This window comes from Pseudarthrobacter sp. GQ63 (genome assembly GCF_059758765.1).
This window is the reverse complement of record NZ_JCAXEF010000001.1, coordinates 178,844-195,343: the sequence shown is the minus strand read 5'-3', so window position 1 is coordinate 195,343 and position 16,500 is coordinate 178,844. Positions and strand designations below refer to the sequence as shown.

Below are 16,500 nucleotides of genomic sequence, written 5' to 3'. Positions count from 1 at the left end.
GCATCCCCTGCCGAAGCAGGAAAGCCCCAGGTCCCGGGAAGCATGCGCTCCGGGGCCTGGGGCTGCGTGCGCCCTCGCGGGGTGTTGGTTATAGGTAGGTGTTACGCGTTGGCCCGGATGGCGGCGGCGAGGACGTCCAGGCCGTCGTTGAGCAGCTCATCGGTGATGACCAGCGGCGGCAGCAGACGGATCACGTTGCCGTAGGTTCCGCAGGTCAGGATGATGACGCCTTCCTTGAGGCAGGCAGCGGCAACGGCCTTGGTCAGTTCCGGGTTGGGGTCTTTGGAGCCGGCCTGGACCAGTTCAATGGCCAGCATGGCGCCGCGGCCGCGGATGTCACCGATGACGGCAGTCCCGGCGGCGGCGAGCTCGGACTGGAGCTCGCGGAGCCGGCCGGTGGCGAGTTCCTCGATGTGGCGGGCACGCCCGTTGAGGTTGTACTCCTCCATGGAGCCGATGGACGCAAGGGCAGCGGCGCAGGCAACCGGGTTGCCGCCGTAGGTGCCGCCCAGGCCGCCCGGGTGGACGGCGTCCAGCAGGTCTGCCCGGCCGGTGATGGCGGACAGCGGCATGCCGCCGGCGATGCCCTTGGCCATGGTCAGGATGTCCGGGACAACGCCTTCGTGGTTGACGGCGAACCATTCACCGGTGCGGCAGAAGCCGGACTGGACCTCGTCCGCGATGAAGACGATGCCCTTTTCCTTGGCCCACGCGGCCAGTGCCGGGAGGAAGCCCTCGGCCGGGACGATGAAGCCGCCCTCGCCCTGGATGGGTTCGATGATGATCGCGGCAACCTGGTCCCCGCCGATCTGCTTTTCGATCATGGTGATGGCGCGCTTGGCGGCCTCGGCACCGGTGATCTCCGGGTTTTCCTCGCGGTAGGGGTAGCTCATGGGCATGCGGTAGACCTCGGGCGCGAACGGGCCGAAGTTGGTCTTGTACGGCATGGCCTTGGCGGTGAGCGCCATGGTGAGGTTGGTCCGGCCGTGGTAGGCGTGGTCGAAAGCCACGACGGCGTCGCGTCCGGTGGCGAGGCGGGCCACCTTGACGGCGTTCTCCACGGCCTCGGCGCCGGAGTTGAAGAGGACGGTGCGCTTCTCGTGGCTGCCCGGGGTGAGGCGGTTCAGCTGTTCGGCCACTGCCACGTAGCCCTCGTAGGGGGTCACCATGAAGCAGGTGTGGGTGAAGTGCTCCACGGCTTCCTTGACGGCCCCGACGACGGCGGGATCGGACGCGCCGACGCTCGTCACGGCGATGCCCGAGCCGAGGTCGATGAAGGAGTTGCCGTCGACGTCGTGGATGATCCCGCCGTCGGCGTCGGCAACGTAGACGGGGACGCTGGAGGCGACGCCGGCGGCGACGACTGCCTTGCGGCGTTCCGTCAGCGCCACGGACTTGGGGCCGGGGAAGTCAGCCTGGACCCGGCGCTTCTGCTCCAGGCGGAAGGTGATGTCTGATGCTGTGGTGGTCATGGGGAGGCCTTTCTTTGAAGCCTGGGATTTGGTGCGGTCGAAATGGAAGGCGCGGTTACGCGTCGAGGGCGGACATGACGTGCTTGATGCGCGTGTAGTCCTCCACGCCGTACATGGAGAGGTCCTTGCCGTAGCCGGACTGCTTGAAACCGCCATGGGGCATCTCGGCTGTAAGGAGGATGTGGGTGTTGATCCAGACGGCACCGAAATCGAGGTCCCGGCTGAGCCGCATGGCCGTGCCGTGGTTGCTGGTCCAGACGCTCGAGGCCAGGGCGTAGTCAACGTCGTTCGCCAGCTCAACGGCCTCTTCCTCGGTGCTGAACTTCTGCACCGTGATGACGGGTCCAAAGGTTTCCTTCTGGACAATGTCGTCGGTCTGTTTGGCACCGGTGACGATGGTGGGTTCGAAGAAGTAGCCCTTCTCCCCCGCCCGGTGGCCGCCAGTGACAATCTTGCAGTTCTCCGGCAGGTTTTCCACCACGGAGCTGACGGCATTGAAGTGGTTGATGTTGTTGAGCGGGCCGAAGTAGTTGTCCTCGTCGTTCTGCGAGCCCGTGTGCAGGGTCCTGGTGTGCTCCACCATGGCCGCCACGACGTCGTCGTGCACGGAATCCTCCACCAGCACCCGCGTGATGGCCGTGCAGTCCTGCCCGGCGTTGAAGAACGCGAATTCGGCAATCGCCGCCGCGCTCTTCTTGATGTCGGCGTCCTTGAACACTATGGCGGGAGCCTTGCCGCCAAGCTCCAGGTGCGCACGCTTGAGGCCCTTGGCCGCACCCGAGGCCACCGCAATGCCGGCACGGACGGAGCCGGTGATGGACACCAGGCCGGGGACCTTGTGGTCAACCATCATGGCGCCGGTCTCGCCGGTGCCCAGCACCACGTTCAGGACGCCGGCCGGGAAGATCTCACCGGCCAGGCGGGCCAGGACCAGGGTGGATTCAGGCGTGGTGTCCGAGGGCTTCAGCACCACGGTGTTGCCGGCCGCCAGTGCGGGACCGATCTTCCAGATGGCCATCAGGAACGGGTAGTTCCAGGGTGCCACCTGCGCCACGACGCCAATGGGCTCGCGGCGGACGTAGGAGGTGTGGCCCTCGAAGTATTCACCGGCGGACTTGCCCTCGAGGATGCGCGCCGCGCCGGCAAAGAAGCGGAGCTGGTCGGCGCCGGCGGCCACTTCCTCCGAGGCGATCAGCGAACGCACCTGGCCAGTGTTGCGGTGCTGGGCTTCCACGAGTTCATCGCTGTTGGCCTCGACGGCGTCGGCGAGCTTGAGGAGCATGAGCTGGCGCTGGCCCGGGGTGGCGTGCTTCCAGGTTGTGAAGGCGTCCTTGGCCGCGGTCATGGCAGCGTCCACATCGGCCTGCACCGAGACGGGCGACTGCGCCACGACCTCGCCGTTGGTGGGGTTCACGATGTCCAGCAGGGCAGTGCCGGCAGGAGTGACGAACTTCCCGTTGATGAAGTTCTGCAAGGTTTGGACCACGGTGTGCAACCTCTTTCGTAGGGGCCGTCCGCGCCCGGGCGGAATTCAGGGCGGAGGGATGGAACTGCCTAGAGCCTATGCCAGCGCCCCTGCGCAGTGAATAGCCACCTGCACACCCTTCCTGAACCTGTTTAGTGCGGTTGCCCAGCGCCCCTTTATCCTTGATCCATGGCCATTTCCCTTGCCGCCCTCCTGGGTGTGAACTCCCTGAAGCTGACCAAAGCCGGGCTCGCGGAAACCACCTGGCACCAGGACATCAACTGGGTGGCAGTGACCGAGCTGGAGGATCCGCACCGCTTCATCAACGGCGGTGAACTCATCCTCACCACCGGCCTGCGCCTGCGGTCCGCCCCGGAACAGCGGCGCTTTGTCCGGCAGGTGCAGCGGGCCGGGGCGGTGGGCATTGGCTTCGGCGTAGGGCTCTCTCACGAGGCAGTCCCCCCGGCCCTGCTGGCGGAAGCCAACCGCTGGGGACTGCCCGTGGTGGAGGTCCCCTACGAGACGCCCTTCATCGCCATCGGCAAGCTGGTGGCCGATGCCCAGTCCGCAGACCACTACGCGAAGCTTGAACGGCTGATCGCCGGGCACCAGGTGCTGGCACGGGCACTGCTCACCGGCGGCGGGCTCTCCGAGCTGCTCAAGCACCTGGGCGGCATGCTGCGCACCGACGTTGCCCTGACCCAGTTCACGGCCCAGCTCTACAACAGCAGCAGCGAACCTCCCTCGGCGGACACCTGGTCCTCCTACCCCGTCCCCACCGGCCGGCGGGACGCCTGTACTTTGTGGGTCCGCCAGCCCTTCGAGGATTCAGGCATCATAGGCTACGCCCAAAACCTGATCAGCGTGGAGCTGAACAACATGGTCAAGCAGCGCCAGGCCCAGCGGGCATTGTGCGGCCAGGTCCTCGAGGACGTGATCCACGGGGCCCTGGAAACCAGCGAAGCCCAGCGGCGCCTGGCGGGCGTGGGCGTGAACAGCACCCGCAAGAACGTGGTGCTGCTGGCCGTGTCCGCCGCACACAACAAAGCGCTGGTGAGCACCTCCGTGCCGCGCGAACTGGAGAACGCCGTGGCCGCCGTCGTGGGCAAGGACCTGGTGCTGGTGATTAATGACGACGGCGGCGGCGCACCTGCGCTGGCCCGCAAGCTGAGTGACCACCTCGCCGAGGCGGGCCTCCATGCGACCATCGGGATCGGCGGGGCGTACACCAAGCCGAACGGCCTGCGCTGGAGCTACTTCGAGGCCCGGGATGCCGCCAGCCACGGTTTGCCCGTCAACGAACCGGAGCGGCTGAGCCTCACGTCGCTGCTGCTGGCCAGCGAGGACGTGCCGCTGGCTGACATGGCCAACGAGTCCCTGAACCCGTTGCGGACCTTCGATGCCACGCACGGTTCGGAACTGATGACCACCTTGGAGAGCTACCTCAACAACAACGGCTCCGTGGCCGCGGTGGCGGAGGAGCTCACGCTGCACCGGAACACGGTCCGCTACCGGCTGGCGCAGATCACCGAGCTGACCGGGTACGACCCCGCCGTCACCACGGACCGGGTCCAGCTCTGGCTGGCCCTGGCCGTGGCCCGGCTGGGCGCACGGCAGCTCAAGTAGCCGGCCCTGGCATCAAAGGACGCCGCGGCGCAGCAGCTCGCGGGATTTCCTGCGGGCTTTCCGGTACTTGGCTTCGGCGTCCTTCATCAGTTCGTCCTGCCGGTTCTCCAGCTCAGCGAAGACCGCGGCCGCCGCTGTCTGCTCCTGGCGCGAGCCCACGGTGATCAGCAGGTCGCGGGCTATCACGGCGTCATGGAAGTCGCCCAGGATCTTCTGCTGCCGTTGCGCCGCCTTGGCCACTTTGCGGGCGCGCTTGCCGCGCACCAGGGCTGCCGTTTCCGCCACATGCCGGAGCCGCTTGGCATTCTTGCGTACCTGGTGGAGGGCGTTTTCGTGGTCCGTCCCACGCCTGGCACGCGTTGCCGCCTTGTGCGAGCGCCGCAGCCGCCTGGCGGACTTGTCCACTGCTTTCGCGGACTCCCGGCGGCCCCGCGCCACGGCCTCCGGCCGGACCGGTGGGGCGTCCCGGAAGGCCTCGAGGTCGCCCAGGAGCCGGAAGTAGCGGTCCGAACGCAGCGCCTCCTGGAGCTGCCGGTACCCGTCGTCGAACGCGCCGCCCACCTTGCGCTCCACCCGGTCACTGGCGGCGGCAACCCCCTGGGACGGCGGCAGTTCACCCAGGTGCCCGCGGAGCCTGTCCAGCAGGACCTCGGCGTCCCGCGGGCCGCCCAGCACCTGGCCCAGCCACTTCAGTTCGTCCCGCACATGCCGCACCGGGCGGGCGGAGTAGAGCTTGCGGTAGGCCGCGAGCGCGGAACGGATCCGCCGGACCGCTGACCGCATATTGTGCACGGACTCGGGTTCCTCCAGCCGAACCCCCGGATCCTGGGCCAGGATTTCCTGGATCTGCGCGGCGACATACACGGTGACGACGGCGGCCGCTGGCGCTTTCCTGCCGGCAGCAAGGTCCGGGGTGCTTCCGTCCTGGGTGCTTCCGTCGTGAACGCTTCGGCCGCCCGCTTCGCCGCCGAGGGCGCGGGCCAGCTTCGAGGCGTGGCCCGCGGGGCGTGCGCCGGCCTGCACCAGCAGTTCCTCAGCCGGGGCAAAGAGCTCGGGCCCGCCGTGGACAAGTTCCAGTTCCCACTCGCGCCACTGCTGCTGCCCGCCGGGCCCTGCGCCTTCTCCTTGTCCCGGGTGCAGGCGCTCCGCCGTCACGCGGTCATCGGCCAGGTCCGCCAGGTGCACGCCGTCCCCGCCGTAAAGGGCGTGGGTGGTGCGCCTGGTCTCGAGCCGGACCACCGGCGCCACGGCCGCTCCGCGGAGGTACGCCTGGATGTGGACCAGCAGGCTGTCCGGCACCACGCCGGGCTGTCCCAGCGGGGCGTGCAGTTCCCGCCGCTGCTGGGGTTCTGTTGCGGTCCCGCCGGATTCCAGCGGCGGCAGCTTCAAGTGCCAGCCTGCGTCGGATCCGCCCGTGCGGCGGCGAAGGGTGATCCGGCGGGACGCGAGGATGTGCCGGGCGGTATCGAAGTAGACGGCTTCCAGGACGGCGGTGTGGGGTGCCCCCGCCCTGGCCACGCCGGGAAGGCTGTCCAGCGCGGGCACGGCGGCGTCGTCGTCGACGTCGTACTTCTTTTCGATCTCAAGTCCCTGCGAAGCCTTCACAAGCTGTCCCTTCCGCATCCGCGCACGGGTCCGGACCATGGCGTCCGGGCTCCCGCTGGCAGTCTATTGCCCTCCGCCGCGAAGCCGGGAGAGCTTGGCCACAGAACCGCAAACATCAAACGTCTAACCTTTAGACTTGTGGGATGTCCGCCCCGCACCCTCCCGCCGCCCAAGCGCCGCCGGCCCCTGCTCCGGCCGCCGCAGCCCCCGTCCCCACCCCGGCGCCGACAACGGGAACGGCGACCGGAATCGCAACGGCAACGGGCCAGGCCAAGCCCCGGTCCGCCGTCGTGTTCGGTGTCATTGCGCTGGTGCTCATCGGACTGAACCTGCGGGCGGGCATCACCGGAGCATCGGCACTGCTGCACAACCTGCAGTCGGTGCTGGGTTACGGCACGCTGGTGGCTGCCATCATCCCGTCCATTCCAACGCTGTGCTTCGCGCTTGCCGGGGCAGGCACGTCCTGGCTGACGGGCCGGCTGGGTGTGGAGAAGGCGATCCTGGTGGCCCTGGCCATGCTGGCAGGCGGACTGCTCCTGCGCGGCATTCCCGCCACCGGCATGCTGGTGGCCGGCAGCGTGCTGGGCATGTCCGGCCTGGCCGTCTGCAACGTTGCCATGCCCTCCTTCATCCGGGAACACTTTGCCCACCGGACGTCCCTGATGACCGCCGTCTACACGGTGACCATGACCACGGGCGCCACAGTCACCGCCGTCGCGGTGGTGCCGCTGGCGCAGGCACTCGGCTCGCCCTCGGCCGCCGTCGGCGCCATTGGCATCACCGCCGTGGCGGCACTCCTGGGCTTCCTTCCCGTGGCCCTGCATGCGCACCGGCACAGTCCCCGGGCAACTGGGCGCCGGATCTCCCCCTGGCCGCTGCTGCGGACCCGCAAAGGGCTGCTCCTCACCGCGATCTTCACGCTCCAGGCCCTGCTCGCCTACGCCCTGCTGAGCTGGTTCCCGTACATGCTGACCACCATGGGCCTGAGCGCTGCGGACAGCGGACTCATGTTCGGGCTGATGCAGCTTGTCTCCGTCCCGGCGGGTATGGTGCTGATCGCCATCGGTTCCCGGCCGCGGATGCTGCGGCCCGCGTTCTACCTGGTCAGCATCACCATGGTGGCCGGGCTGGCATCGCTGCTAATCCTGCCGGTGGGGCTGGCCGCTGTTCCTGCCGCCCTGCTGGGGTTCGGCCTGGGCATCTTCCCGCTGGTGATGGTGATGATCAGCCGCAGCGGGGTGAGCACCGCCGAAACCACGGCACTGTCCACGCTGGCGCAGTCCACGGGCTACCTGCTGGCCACCCTGGGGCCGTTCGGCATGGGGCTGCTGCACAGTGCCACCGGCGGCTGGACCCTTCCCCTCCTGCTCCTCCTTGCCCTGGCGCTGGCCCAGATCGTGGTGGCGCACCTGATCACGGGCAAGGCCATGACCAACGCGGTTGGAAGGAAGTAGCAGCCATGGCACTGAGTCCTTCCGCCCGCCCCCCGCTCGCTGACGAGGTCACTGCCAAACTGCGCGCCATGGTGCAGTCCGGCGAATGGCCCCTTCACCAGCGCATCCCGTCCGAGCCTGAGCTGATGGCCGGCCTGGGGGTCTCGCGCGGCACCCTCCGCGAAGGCATCAAGGCCCTCGCCCACAGCGGGATGCTGGAGGTGCGGCGCGGCGACGGCACCTATGTCCGCGCCACCAGCGAACTGTCCGGCGCTGCCCGGCGCATGTACCAGGACCACACCGAGCAGCACATCCTTGAAGTCCGGCTGGGCCTGGACACCCAGGCTGCCCGACTGGCGGCCCGCCATGCAACGGCCGACGACGTCACGGCCCTGCGTGCCCTCCTCGCCGCCCGGGACCAGGCCTGGACGCGGGGAGACTACGAGGCGTGGGCGCGGGCGGACTGGGGGTTCCACGAACGGGTGGCGCAGGCCTCCGGCAATCCCCTGCTGCACGAGCTGTACCTCAGTTTCGGCAGCGCATTCCACCAGGACCTCCTCAAGCAGCAGCGGCGCCCCGGCTTCGACGGCCGCCCGCACGAGGGCCACGACCTCCTGGCGGATGCCATCGAAGCGCGCGACGAGGACGCCGCCGTCGCCACCGTTGACCGGAACCTGAACTCCTGCGCGGAGTGGCTGGCCGGATAGTGCGGCCATGAAGTTTCTTCAGGGCTTAATCGGTCAGTAGGCTTACTATCTGAAGAAGGTAGTCCTGCGCGCCCCCCATCACGGCGCTGCAGGCACCGCTGACGATGAGGAGTTTCCATGGCGCGATCATCACGCCTGACCAACCACCAGTTGGGCAAAGAGCCCGCGCAACCGGCAGGGACGGATTCACCCGGGACGGACTTGGCAGCGACGCCGCAGGCGCAGCGCCCGGCCACCAGGGTCCCCCGGGACATCAAGTCCCCCTCCCAGCTGTGGGGTGACGGCCTGGGCAGGGTGGGCATCCGTTCGGCCCAGCTACTGCTGATCCTCACCGTGGCGGTGGTCTCCATTTACGCCTTGATGCAGATCAAGCTCCTGGTGATTCCCATCCTGATAGCGCTGATCCTGGCCGCCGCGATCGGCCCGTTCGTGAACATGCTCCGCCGCCGGGGAATGCGCGGCGGACTGGCCACGGGCATCGCGTTCATCGGGCTTTTGCTGGTGCTGGGAGGCGTTGGCACGGTGATCTACTTCTCGGTCCGCAGCCAGTGGGGCGAACTGGCGCAGCAGGCGTCGTCGGGACTGGACGAGTTCGAACGGTTCCTGCTGACAGGCCCGATTCCCATCGACCAGCAGCAGCTTGCCGAGGCGCGGCAGGGAATCATCGACTTTGCCACCAGCAGCCAGGTGCGCTCCGGTGCCATCACCGGCCTGTCCATGGTCACGGAGTTCATTGCGGGCGCCAGCCTCATGGTCATCATCCTGTTCTTCTTCCTCAAGGACGGGGCCAAGATCTGGAACTTCTTCCTGCGCCCCTTCAATGGGGCCCGCGAAGCGAAGCTGCGCCGGGTGGGCAGCCGCACCCTTGAGGTCCTGGGCGGCTACGTCCGCGGCACCGCCATCGTGGCCCTGGTGGATACCGTTGCCATTGGCACGGCACTGCTGATCATGCAGGTGCCGCTGGCCTTCCCGCTGGCCATCATCGTTTTCCTCGGCGCCTTTATTCCGCTGGTGGGTGCAACGGTGGCGGGCATCCTCGCCGCCCTCGTGGCCCTGGTAGCCAACGGGCCCGTGGTGGCCCTGATCGTGGTGGCCGTGGTCATCGCGGTCAACCAGCTGGAGGGCGACCTCCTCCAGCCGGTGGTCATGGGCAAGTCGCTCCAGCTCCACGCCCTGGTAATCCTGATGGCCCTGACGGCCGGCACCATCCTGGCGGGTATCGTCGGCGCGGTCCTGTCCGTGCCGCTGGCGGCCGTCACCTGGGCCATCATCCAGGTGTGGACGGCCGAAGACCCGCACCTTGAAGACATGAACCCAGACCTCCCGCCGGCCGGCACGAAACCGATCTAACCCCCTAGCGCGGGGCACACGCACGACGACGGTCCGGCACTCGGGTGCCGGACCGTCGTCGTGCGTGTGTTGCTTCAGCTGCGGGACAGCCCTGCTGCGTCAGGAGCGGAGGCCCGCGAACACATTCTTGGGCCGCTGCATCTCGCCGTGCTTGGCGCCAAGGACGATCACGGCGCCTGCGAAGGCCGGGATGGCCCACTGGAGCATCTTCAGCTGCTGCTGGGCAGCCTTCAGTTCGTCAGAGGCGTCCGGCCGGGGTTCGGTGGCCCCCTGGGCGCCTTCGGCAGCGAGTTTCTCCACCTTCTTGCCCAGGATGCCGGAGTACAGGGTCACCGCGGCGCCCACCACGGTGACCGCGGTCTTGATGACGGTGTCCCTCGCCACGCCGTCCTGCTTGGCGATGCGGCCCTTGTTCTCCCAGGCGATGGCGAGGTCCGCCACCAGGTGCGAGGCAAATGCTGCCGTCTGGAACGGCGCCCACTTCATCCAGCCGGCGCTGGAGAGCCGCGTCCGCTCGGACGGGTCCTTCGCCTCGGCTGCCGCACCGTTCAAGCCGATGGCGCCCATGAGGGATCCGCCGAACCAGGCCGCTGCCGTGAGATCGTGAACTGAACGGGCAATAAGATTTCCTGCCATGGTGTGCATTCCTATCGTTGAGCTGCCTAAGGTGCCGCGCCTGCGGACTTCACTTGCCGTGTCCCATCAAGGTCATGGTCCGCCCATGGTAAGCACACTTACTAATGTTACGAAAGCCCGTCTTCCGCGGGCGGAACGCGTAATATCGTGGCCATGGGAAACACAGGGACGCTGTTCGGCTGGGCATTTGGTGATCCGGCGCGGGAACAAGAGGACGCATACGTAGGAAAACTGCAGGACGAGGCCTTGGCCAATGCCCGGGAAACCGCAAAGGCCAAAGGGGTTTCCGTCGTGGCTGACTCCCAGGTGTTTACGGTCCTCAGTGCCGATGACTCCCTCGTGGAACTGGACAACGCGCCGGGCAAGCTTGTGGTCCGCTGCACCGTGCACGTGGAGGGACCGGGTGCTGACAAGCTGCGTGCCGAAGGGCCAATGAACGGCTGACGGATGTCGGACGGGGAATCCACCATCAGCCAGGCCGCCGACGCCGTCGAGCAGGCCTCCAACCACCCCGCCCTGGACGTCCTGGCCCGGGCCGGCTTCGCCGTCATGGCCCTGCTGCACGTGATCATTGGCTTCATCGCCATCGCCGTAGCGTTTGGACAGCCCGGGGAAGCGGAGCCTACGGGCGCGATCGAGCAGCTGGCCGCGAACCCGTGGGGTCCGGCAGTGATGTGGTCCTGCGTGCTGGCATGCTTCGGCCTGGGGTTGTGGCAGGCGAGCGAGGCAACGCTGCGGGCACGCCCCCTGCCGCGGAAGGAGCGGCTGTCCAAGCTGATCTCCTCGGGCTTCCTGGCCATCGCCTACACCAGCGTGGGGCTCAGCTTCGCGGGCTTCGCCGTGGGGATGCGCGGGGACTCCGGCGAAAGCACCCGGGATTTCAGCGCCTCGTTGATGACCACACCGGTGGGGCTGTGGGCACTCGTGGCCCTGGGCCTGACAATCATTGGCATCGGGATCTACTTCGTGGTCAAGGGCGTCCGGCGCGGATTCAAGGAAGAGCTCTTCCACTTTGACGGCACCCGGCGCGGCAGGCTGATCGACACCCTTGGCGTTGCCGGCCACATCGCCAAGGGGGTAGCCCTGTTCCTCACCGGGCTGCTCTTCGTCATCGCCGCCGCCAAGCACAACGCCGAGGAGTCCACCGGGCTGGACGGCAGCCTCAAGGCTTTGCGGGACCACCCGTTCGGCCCGACCCTGCTGGTGGCCATCGGCGCCGGATTCATCGCTTACGGAATTTTCGCCCTGGTCCGGTCACGGTTCGGCCGAATGTAGTTCCGGCCGGATTCGGGGTACGAAGGAACCATGACGCACTCCGCAGCGCACGACCAAACCCCCGGCGGCCACAGTGCCGCACCGGGAGACGCCACCCCCGCCGTCACGGAGGCGGCCGGCCGCGCCTTCGCCGGCATGTTCCGGATGCTGAAGCTGGCCCGGCCGGACCGGCCCATCCACCCGCAGGGCATCGGCCTGGCAGGACACCTGGCCAGGACCGGCAGCACCGGGGCTACAAGCGGGCTGGAGTGGCTCGATACGCCCGGCGTTGACCCCGTCAGGGCCCGGTTTTCGCGATCCGTTGGGCTGCCCCAGCAGCTTCCGGACATCCTGGGCCTGGCCCTGCGCGTCACACCATCCCCGGACGGCATCACGGACGTACTCTTCGCCTCCACCGGCTGGCGGCTTCCGGGCAGGTTCCTGCTCCAGCCGAAACTGGACGTTGCCAGCGCCACCTTCACAACACTCATGCCGTACCGGGGCGGCAAAGGACCTGTGCTGCTGGGGCTGCGGACAAGCGGGCTGCCGGCCGGCCCACTGACAACCGGGGAATGGGTGCTGCACCTTTATTGGGCCAAACCCACGGGGTCCTGGCACGAATGCGGCGAACTCCGCCTGCGGGCAGAACCGGAACCGGCGGATACTCCCCTGCGCTTCAATCCCCTCGAGAACCAGCCGCCAGGAGCCCAGACCTACGCCTGGACCCGCCGCCTAAGGGAACACTCCTACCGGGCAGCGCAGCGGCCGGCACCTCCCGCCGTCGCACCTTCCGCCTCCGCATCATCCCCACCCGCAGGCCCTACGCCGGGCGGGACGAGCCTCGCCGCTACAGAAAGGAACACCATGTCCACCGTGTCCCAGCTGTTCAACTCCCCCGCCGCCGATGTGTGGAGGGTCATCGCCGACGGCTGGCTCTACTCCGGCTGGGTGGTGGGCACCTCCCGGATCCGTGCCGTGGACGACCGGTGGCCGGAAGCAGGATCACGCCTCCATCACTCCGTGGGCGGATGGCCGCTGGTGATCGACGACAGCTCCCAGGTGACCGCCGTCGAGCCGGGCCGCCGGCTGGAAGTGGTCGCCCGCGGCTGGCCCATGGGCGAGGCGAAGGTCGTCATTACGTTGGAGGACCGTGGCGGGCAATGCCAGGTCACCATCTCCGAGGACGCCGTCCGCGGTCCGGGCAAGATGGTGCCCAAGTTCCTGCGCGACCCCTTGATCGCTGTGCGGAACCGGGAAACCCTGCGGCGGCTCGAGCTGATGGCCGCGGGCGGCGCCGGGAAATAGCCCGGCAGGGTTAACGAAGCCCCAGTGTCAAAGTACACCCCAGGGTTTAAAGAACTCCGGGGCCCTGCATGCCGGTCCATCAGAGGACTGGCACGCAGGGCCCCGGGGTGGTGAGTCTGCCTAGACCTGCGCGGCCACGCCGTCGCGGGAGATGTTCACCATGTCCTCGCGCGGCACTACCTTGATGCGCTCACGCTTGACCTCAACGCCGTGCGAACCGCCGGCCTCGGTGGCGGCTGCGCCGAGGGCCAGTTCGTGGGCATCCAGCGCCAGCCAGCCTTCCCAGCTGGTGAACTGCACGCCGCGGGCGTCGAGGAGTTCCACCACGGCGTCGGCGTCGGGAACGCTGGCAACCGGCAGGTCTTCGCGGTCCTCCAGCAAGTAGGTGACCGTCTCCAGGGCGTCGCCCTTGGTGTGGCCGATCAGGCCCACGGGGCCGCGCTTGATCCAGCCGGTGGCGTAGATGCCCGGCACGTGGGTGCCGGCGGCGTCCAGGACGCGGCCGCCGTCGTTCGGGATGACACCCTTGGTGTGGTCGAACTCGATCTCCGGCAGGGCCGAACCGAAGTAGCCGATGGCGCGGTACACGGCCTGGACCGGGTAGTCCACGAACTCGCCGGTGCCGCGGGCGTTGCCCGTGCCATCCAGCTCAGTGCGCTCAAACCGCATGCCGGCCACCTTGCCCGGCGTCTCGGCGTCGTCATAGATCTCCACCGGGCTGTGCAGGAAGTGCAGGTGCAGGCGGCGGGAAGCCTTCAGCTCGGAGAGGTCCTCGGGCTGCTCGGCGATCCAGTTGGTGAGCGTGCCCACCATGGTCTTGGTCTGGTTGTTGCTCTGGATCTGGCGGTCCGATTCCTCGTCGAACTCGAAGTCCTCCGGGTACAGGATGATGTCCACGTCCTTGGAGTGGGACAGCTCGCGCAGCTCCAGCGGGGTGAACTTCACCTGGGCGGGGCCGCGGCGGCCGAAGACGTGCACGTCCGTGACCGGGGAAGCCTTCAGGCCGGCGTAGACGTTGTCCGGAATTTCGGAGACCAGCAGGTCGTCGGCGTGCTTGGAGAGGACACGGGCCACGTCCAGGGCCACGTTGCCGTTGCCGATCACGGCGATTTCCTTGGCGTCCAGCGGCCATTCGCGCGGGACGTCCGGGTGGCCGTCGTACCAGGAGACGAAGTCGGCGCCGCCGAAGGAGCCTTCCAGCTCGATGCCGGGGATGTTCAGGTCCGCGTCCTTGATGGCGCCGGTGGCGAAGATGACGGCGTCGTAGTGGGTGCGGAGGTCCTCGATGGTGAGGTCTGTGCCGTAGTCCACGTTGCCGAAGAACCGGATGTCGCCGCGGTCCAGGACCTTGTGCAGGGCATTGACGATGCCCTTGATGCGGGGGTGGTCCGGGGCCACGCCGTAGCGGATCAGGCCATAGGGTGCCGGGTAGCGGTCAAAGAGGTCGATGCTCACGGTCAGCTCGCCGCTCTTGACGGCTTCGCTCTTGGTGAGGATGTCGGCGGCGTAGACGCCTGCCGGGCCGGAGCCCACGACGGCGACGCGCAGCGGACGATCGGCAGAACCTACGGTGGTGCTTGATGACACGGCTGTGTTCCTTTTTCTTCGATCCGGCCCAACTAAGTAGCAGTTGATGTCGTTTTGAGGGCTCATAACGACATCTGCTGCTACCTAGTTGGGTGGTGGCTAGGTGGTGAGGACTCGGGGCTTGCTGGTACGGGGGCTGTTCGGGGTGGTGGTGCTGTAGTCAGCGGTTTTGAAGTGCGACGGCGCGAAGGGGCTCACGCGCACAACGTCGCCGATGACAATGACTGCGGGATTTGCGACGCCGGCGGCTTCCGCCTGGTCCGCAATGGAACCAAGCGTGCCAATGGTCACGCGCTGGTCCGGCAAATAGCCGTTTTCCACGATACCAACTGGCGTCCCCGCCGGCAGGCCGGCTTTGCCCAGGGCGGACGCGGATTCGCGCAGCTGGCCCACGCCCATCAGCAGGACGATGGTGTGGTCGGCCCGGGCGGGAACCTCGGAGAGCTCCTCGTGCCCGGTCACCACGCTGAAGCCCTTGGCGAGGCCCCGGTGCGTGACGGGTATTCCCGCGGCCGCCGGAACGGAGATTGCGGACGTGACACCGGAAACCACTTCGACCTCGACGCCGTGCTGCCGGCAGTACTCCGCCTCTTCGCCGCCGCGGCCCAGGACGTAGGGATCCCCGCCCTTCAGCCGGACCACGCGGTGACCTTTGAGGGCCTCCTCGACGAGGATGCGGTTGATGTCCATCTGCGGCACGGGATGGTGGCCGGGGGTCTTGCCCACCTCGATGACGCGGACGTCCGGGGCAAGTTCGTTGAGGAGTTCGCGGGGGCCAAGGCGGTCTGCCACCACCACGTCGGCCTGGCCGAGCAGGCGTCGGCCGCGTACGGTGATCAGCCCGGTGTCGCCGGGTCCGCCGCCCACCAGCGCCACGGAACCGCGGTGGGCCCGGCGGCGGCGCAGCGGAAGGTCGCCGGTTTCGAGTGCGGTGGCAACGGCGTCGCGGACGGCCATGGCGCGGCGCGGGTCTCCCCCGGCGTTCACGGCGATCTTGACGTCGTCCACTTCGGCAACAGCGGGAGTCCAGGCTGCAGACGCTTCGTGGTCGGAGGCGTTGACGCACCAGACGCGCTGCGCCTCGGCGTCGGCCGAGACCTGCGCGTCCACGGCGGAATCGCCGGTGGCCGTCTGGACGAACCACACGCCGTCGACGTCGGAGGGAAGGTAGGTGCGCGGCTCCCAGGTGAGGAGGCCGGCGTCGGCCAGTTCCCGGAGCGCAGCGGAGGCAACAGGCGCCACGACGGTGACCCGTGCACCGGCGTCGAGCAGCCCCTTGGCGCGGCGGGCTGCAACGGGGCCGCCGCCCACCACCAGCACGGGGCGCCCAAGGAGGCGCAGCGCCGTGGGGTAGATATCCTGAATTGCCATGAATCAACGGTAGGGCGGCCTCACATGTGCCAACAACGGCGCAGCAACACCAGTTCACGTAAGGTAACGCTGCGTCACAATGGCGCGGGACCGCCGTCGTCCGCGGTCCTGGGGCACATTGGCGGGGGTCAGGACCGTGGACACCGAGATCTCCGGCGAGTCCGTGTCAATGTGCCCCGGTTCAGCTGCTGATGCCGGCCAGGAACCGCCCGCGGTCCCGGATGAGCCGCTGCAGGTAAGGCTGCAGGACCAGCTTCCCGGCAGCGCGGCCCAGGAGCCCGAACGGCGCCGTGAACTCCACCCGGTCCGTCATGATGCAGCCTCCGGGCGTGGCCTCGAATTCGTGGACGTGGCGGAAGGACCTGAACGGGCCGCGGACCTGCTCGTCAGTGAAGCTGCGGGGGAAGTCCACCTGCGTGACGCGGCTGGTCATGGTGAGCGGAAGCCCGAAGTGCCGCGCCCGCCAGGTGACCTCCTGCCCTTCGCCGATCAGCCCTGATGTCACCCCGGCCACCGCCCGCTCCCCCGAGCCCTTCTGTGACTCCACGTGGGCGTCGACGCTGCGGGCCAGGTCGAACAGCCGCTCCGGCGGAAGGGAGCTCTGGGTGCGGCACACGAAACTGGCGGTCATGGGGCCAGTCTGCCACCTTGCTCATGTGGGTCGGCGGGCGCGGCAAAGCCCGACGGCG

At 68.2% G+C, this 16,500-nt stretch carries 14 protein-coding genes; 7 read left to right on the top strand and 7 right to left on the bottom strand.

The features are described from left to right. Positions 1 to 101 precede the first annotated feature (101 nt). Both gabT and AC6CHP_RS00955 read right to left on the bottom strand, forming a co-directional pair. Positions 102 to 1,472 (bottom strand): 4-aminobutyrate--2-oxoglutarate transaminase, encoded by a 1,371-nt coding sequence (gene gabT / locus AC6CHP_RS00960; RefSeq protein WP_188727263.1) that lies wholly within the window; start codon positions 1,470 to 1,472, stop codon positions 102 to 104. A gap of 55 nt (positions 1,473 to 1,527) precedes the next feature. Continuing rightward, the gene (locus AC6CHP_RS00955) at positions 1,528 to 2,958 is read right to left on the bottom strand and encodes a gamma-aminobutyraldehyde dehydrogenase (protein ID WP_498227826.1); all 1,431 of its coding nucleotides are present in this window, start codon (positions 2,956 to 2,958) and stop codon (positions 1,528 to 1,530) included. 168 nt (positions 2,959 to 3,126) lie between these two features. Between AC6CHP_RS00955 and AC6CHP_RS00950 the strand changes: the two genes are divergently transcribed. Further along, a complete protein-coding gene (locus AC6CHP_RS00950; RefSeq protein WP_498227824.1) occupies positions 3,127 to 4,563 on the top strand; it encodes a PucR family transcriptional regulator in 1,437 nt (478 codons plus the stop codon). A gap of 12 nt (positions 4,564 to 4,575) precedes the next feature. On the opposite strand, the gene AC6CHP_RS00945 is transcribed toward AC6CHP_RS00950, so the two are convergent. After that, positions 4,576 to 6,168: a CYTH and CHAD domain-containing protein gene (locus tag AC6CHP_RS00945; RefSeq protein WP_498227822.1), complete on the bottom strand. Its 1,593-nt coding sequence runs from the start codon at positions 6,166 to 6,168 to the stop codon at positions 4,576 to 4,578. A 143-nt stretch (positions 6,169 to 6,311) separates the two neighbouring features. Here AC6CHP_RS00945 and AC6CHP_RS00940 point away from each other — a divergent pair, with 143 nt between their 5' ends. From AC6CHP_RS00940 to AC6CHP_RS00930, 3 genes are all read left to right on the top strand, one after another. Further along, complete coding sequence (locus AC6CHP_RS00940) at positions 6,312 to 7,622, top strand: MFS transporter (RefSeq protein ID WP_498227820.1); 1,311 nt, start codon at positions 6,312 to 6,314, stop codon at positions 7,620 to 7,622. A 5-nt stretch (positions 7,623 to 7,627) separates the two neighbouring features. Next, positions 7,628 to 8,308, top strand: a complete 681-nt coding sequence (locus AC6CHP_RS00935) for a FadR/GntR family transcriptional regulator (protein WP_191034771.1) — start codon at positions 7,628 to 7,630, stop codon at positions 8,306 to 8,308. A gap of 117 nt (positions 8,309 to 8,425) precedes the next feature. Then, positions 8,426 to 9,658 carry an AI-2E family transporter gene (locus AC6CHP_RS00930; protein ID WP_498227818.1) on the top strand — a complete coding sequence of 411 codons (1,233 nt, stop codon included), beginning with the start codon at positions 8,426 to 8,428 and terminating at the stop codon, positions 9,656 to 9,658. 99 nt (positions 9,659 to 9,757) lie between these two features. Here AC6CHP_RS00930 and AC6CHP_RS00925 read toward each other — a convergent pair whose 3' ends face one another. Beyond that, positions 9,758 to 10,294, bottom strand: a complete 537-nt coding sequence (locus AC6CHP_RS00925; RefSeq protein WP_188727251.1) for a hypothetical protein — start codon at positions 10,292 to 10,294, stop codon at positions 9,758 to 9,760. 153 nt (positions 10,295 to 10,447) lie between these two features. Here AC6CHP_RS00925 and AC6CHP_RS00920 point away from each other — a divergent pair, with 153 nt between their 5' ends. The 3 genes from AC6CHP_RS00920 to AC6CHP_RS00910 are packed head-to-tail and all read left to right on the top strand — an operon-like array spanning position 10,448 to position 12,853. Further along, positions 10,448 to 10,738 carry a hypothetical protein gene (locus AC6CHP_RS00920; protein WP_188727249.1) on the top strand — a complete coding sequence of 97 codons (291 nt, stop codon included), beginning with the start codon at positions 10,448 to 10,450 and terminating at the stop codon, positions 10,736 to 10,738. Positions 10,739 to 10,741: 3 nt separating this feature from the next. Next, positions 10,742 to 11,569 carry a DUF1206 domain-containing protein gene (locus AC6CHP_RS00915; protein WP_188727246.1) on the top strand — a complete coding sequence of 276 codons (828 nt, stop codon included), beginning with the start codon at positions 10,742 to 10,744 and terminating at the stop codon, positions 11,567 to 11,569. Positions 11,570 to 11,599: 30 nt separating this feature from the next. Continuing rightward, a complete protein-coding gene (locus tag AC6CHP_RS00910) occupies positions 11,600 to 12,853 on the top strand; it encodes an SRPBCC family protein (RefSeq protein ID WP_498227815.1) in 1,254 nt (417 codons plus the stop codon). Positions 12,854 to 12,973: 120 nt separating this feature from the next. On the opposite strand, the gene AC6CHP_RS00905 is transcribed toward AC6CHP_RS00910, so the two are convergent. The 3 genes from AC6CHP_RS00905 to AC6CHP_RS00895 form a co-directional block, all read right to left on the bottom strand. Then, entirely contained in the window at positions 12,974 to 14,440 is a 1,467-nt protein-coding gene (locus AC6CHP_RS00905) for an FAD-dependent oxidoreductase (protein WP_498227813.1), read from the bottom strand. Between the two features lie 99 nt (positions 14,441 to 14,539). Continuing rightward, positions 14,540 to 15,811, bottom strand: a complete 1,272-nt coding sequence (gene cobA, locus AC6CHP_RS00900) for a uroporphyrinogen-III C-methyltransferase (RefSeq protein WP_188727241.1) — start codon at positions 15,809 to 15,811, stop codon at positions 14,540 to 14,542. A gap of 181 nt (positions 15,812 to 15,992) precedes the next feature. After that, entirely contained in the window at positions 15,993 to 16,442 is a 450-nt protein-coding gene (locus AC6CHP_RS00895; protein WP_498227810.1) for an SRPBCC family protein, read from the bottom strand. Between the last annotated feature and the right edge of the window lie 58 nt (positions 16,443 to 16,500).

Bases quoted from the DNA above. Each gene is read 5' to 3' on its own strand.
- AC6CHP_RS00935 (WP_191034771.1), top strand. From the start codon at position 7,628: ATGGCACTGAGTCCTTCCGCCCGCCCCCCGCTCGCTGACGAGGTCACT.
- AC6CHP_RS00920 (WP_188727249.1), top strand. From the start codon at position 10,448: ATGGGAAACACAGGGACGCTGTTCGGCTGGGCATTTGGTGATCCGGCG.
- gabT (WP_188727263.1), bottom strand. From the start codon at position 1,472: ATGACCACCACAGCATCAGACATCACCTTCCGCCTGGAGCAGAAGCGC.
- cobA (WP_188727241.1), bottom strand. From the start codon at position 15,811: ATGGCAATTCAGGATATCTACCCCACGGCGCTGCGCCTCCTTGGGCGC.
- AC6CHP_RS00940 (WP_498227820.1), top strand. From the start codon at position 6,312: ATGTCCGCCCCGCACCCTCCCGCCGCCCAAGCGCCGCCGGCCCCTGCT.
- AC6CHP_RS00930 (WP_498227818.1), top strand. From the start codon at position 8,426: ATGGCGCGATCATCACGCCTGACCAACCACCAGTTGGGCAAAGAGCCC.
- AC6CHP_RS00925 (WP_188727251.1), bottom strand. From the start codon at position 10,294: ATGGCAGGAAATCTTATTGCCCGTTCAGTTCACGATCTCACGGCAGCG.
- AC6CHP_RS00915 (WP_188727246.1), top strand. From the start codon at position 10,742: ATGTCGGACGGGGAATCCACCATCAGCCAGGCCGCCGACGCCGTCGAG.
- AC6CHP_RS00895 (WP_498227810.1), bottom strand. From the start codon at position 16,442: ATGACCGCCAGTTTCGTGTGCCGCACCCAGAGCTCCCTTCCGCCGGAG.
- AC6CHP_RS00910 (WP_498227815.1), top strand. From the start codon at position 11,600: ATGACGCACTCCGCAGCGCACGACCAAACCCCCGGCGGCCACAGTGCC.
- AC6CHP_RS00950 (WP_498227824.1), top strand. From the start codon at position 3,127: ATGGCCATTTCCCTTGCCGCCCTCCTGGGTGTGAACTCCCTGAAGCTG.